Source organism: Candidatus Rhabdochlamydia sp. W815 (genome assembly GCF_018642185.1).
GTDB classification, from domain to species: domain Bacteria; phylum Chlamydiota; class Chlamydiia; order Chlamydiales; family Rhabdochlamydiaceae; genus Rhabdochlamydia; species Rhabdochlamydia oedothoracis.
In genome coordinates, this window is sequence record NZ_JAAVTY010000168.1 from 1 (window position 1) to 2,018 (window position 2,018).

The window sequence follows — 2,018 nt, forward strand, 5'->3', positions numbered from 1 at the left end:
AGTTTCTGATGTCTTCTAGGATTAAAGTGCACTATCTCCCTCCTTATTCGCCGAATTTGAATCCTATTGAACGCTTGTGGAAGATCTTAAAGGAAAAGAAGGTATACAATCGATATTACGAAACGTCGGTGACTTTTTTTCAGGCAATTAGAGGATTCTTCTTAGAAGAGATACCGAAAATAACAGATATTTTGAAATGTAGGATAAACGACAAGTTTCAAGTCGTTGACTTAAATCCCATTAAGCTAGCCGTTTGAATCGGCACTAGTATATAAGAGCCGCTTTCTTCTGCAATAATTGAAAGGGTGGGATAGCGGCTTTTAATGGCTGTAATAAGGAGATCCTCAGATGCTCTATCATACTCTGTTACTAGATTTTGTTTGCCAGGTTTTGAACCGATCATAAATTGAGAATCAAATCCTTTTTTTAAAATATCGCCAGCTAAAAGAGCTACTTCAGTAGCAAAAGAGACCCATTCTTTAATGATTTTAGTCATAAAACCTCTAGCGGTTTGCATTTAGTCTTTATAAAGAGAATTACGACCAATCATAGCTTTCCAATTCATTTTTCTTGAATAGATAAACAATATAACAGGGAGATATATCCATAAAAAGACAGCAAGCGCATCACAAATAGGCAGCAATATAAAATCGATGAAAATTAACTTCCAAGATAAATGACATTCTAGATGAGTTGCGCAGTAAAAAATCCATTGAAATATAGTCATAGACGCGCTAATTAATCCTGTTAACAAACAAATCGAGTGTAGTTTTTCTTCAAAAAAGTGTTTTTTTTGCCTGTGCAATAAAAAAGTTGTTAAGCAAGTATTTAGTGCATAGAAACCAAAACGCAAATCAGAGTTTATCAAATCTAATAACAAACCGCATCCTAAAGTAATCCAAAGAGAAGAGACCAAGGAAGTACGTAAATAAAGAAGAGCAAAAAAAGCAGTAAAGGGAATTAAATGTATCTGAGGATAAACCGCTGTGCTAAATAGCGTGCATAACAAAGTAACTAAAAATACATATAGAAGAGAAGCAGAGGCCATGAAGGGATTATTAAAATGCTCCTTTAGAGGCGATCATTTCAGGAATGGTTTTTGCGATTAATTGCATATCAAGTAGGAAAGAGTACGTTTGAACATAGCTTAAATCTAATGCAATTCTCTTCTCAAAACTCAAAGCGCTTCTCCCTGAGGTTTGCCATATACCTGTAAGTCCTGGTTTAACAGAGAATAGAACATCAATATTGCTTCCGATTAGCTCTTTAATTCTCTTTTCTTCCCGAGGTAAATAGGGTCTTGGTCCAACGATGCTTAAATCTCCCTTTAACACATTCCAAAACTGAGGAAGTTCATCAAGCGAGGTTTTGCGGATCAATCTACCTATATATGTTAGTCTTGGATCATTTTTTAGCTTAAAAAACTTTTGCCATTCCCTGTTCAATTTAGGCTGCTGTTTGAGCAAATGCTGTAAACGAGAATCTGCATCGCAATACATGGAACGAAACTTCCAAAATTTAAATAACCGACCTTTGTGCCCTAGCCTTAAGCTGCAGTAAAAAACAGGCCCTTTTGAAGAGAGTTTAATCAAAAATGCAATTACTATAAAAAGCAAAAGCCCCAAAAGTAAAGCTATTGAGCTAAACAGAATGTCAAAGATGCGTTTTCTCCTTTTAAAAGGGACAATCTCTAAAGAGGCTGCTAAAGTAGGATCTGACGAGATTCGATCTAAAGTCATTATTTACTCTTAATGAATCAACATTGATTTACATTATTAAATACATAAGAAATTATTGTCAAATTTAAGCCAACTTAACAATAGATCTCTTGCATAACTTGTAGATATTTTTCTTCCCATTTTTTAAACAAATCAAGAGTAGATTACGTATTGATAGAGTCGGAAGAAAGAGTTGTAACTTCTAAGAGCCTGTTTAAAATCTTCTCATTAAGGTATAATGATAGTTTTCATAAAACCTTTGGAGGTAGTTATGACCCGCTCTTATCCAAGCGATATTTC

Annotated in this window: 4 protein-coding genes; 1 reads left to right on the forward strand and 3 read right to left on the reverse strand. The window is 34.5% G+C overall.

Going from position 1 to position 2,018, the window contains the following annotated elements; translation table 11 throughout:
- On the forward strand, positions 1-257 hold a 257-nt coding region (locus RHOW815_RS09475; RefSeq protein ID WP_502757465.1), incomplete at its 5' end, for a transposase.
- Here RHOW815_RS09475 and RHOW815_RS07960 read toward each other — a convergent pair.
- Genes RHOW815_RS07960 through RHOW815_RS07970 form a run of 3 tightly spaced genes read right to left on the reverse strand, consistent with a single transcriptional unit; the run spans position 218 to position 1,739 of the window.
- Entirely contained in the window at positions 218-496 is a 279-nt protein-coding gene (locus tag RHOW815_RS07960; protein ID WP_215217761.1) for an inositol monophosphatase family protein, read from the reverse strand. The genes RHOW815_RS09475 and RHOW815_RS07960 overlap by 40 nt on opposite strands.
- Before the next feature lie 21 nt (positions 497-517).
- Positions 518-1,048, reverse strand: a complete 531-nt coding sequence (locus RHOW815_RS07965; protein ID WP_215217762.1) for a hypothetical protein — start codon at positions 1,046-1,048, stop codon at positions 518-520.
- A 10-nt stretch (positions 1,049-1,058) separates the two neighbouring features.
- Positions 1,059-1,739 carry a sugar transferase gene (locus RHOW815_RS07970; protein WP_215217763.1) on the reverse strand — a complete coding sequence of 227 codons (681 nt, stop codon included), beginning with the start codon at positions 1,737-1,739 and terminating at the stop codon, positions 1,059-1,061.
- Positions 1,740-2,018 lie beyond the last annotated feature (279 nt).

Coding starts and splice junctions, on each gene's coding strand:
- RHOW815_RS07960 (WP_215217761.1), bottom strand. CDS start 496: ATGACTAAAATCATTAAAGAATGGGTCTCTTTTGCTACTGAAGTAGCT.
- RHOW815_RS07965 (WP_215217762.1), bottom strand. CDS start 1,048: ATGGCCTCTGCTTCTCTTCTATATGTATTTTTAGTTACTTTGTTATGC.
- RHOW815_RS07970 (WP_215217763.1), bottom strand. CDS start 1,739: ATGACTTTAGATCGAATCTCGTCAGATCCTACTTTAGCAGCCTCTTTA.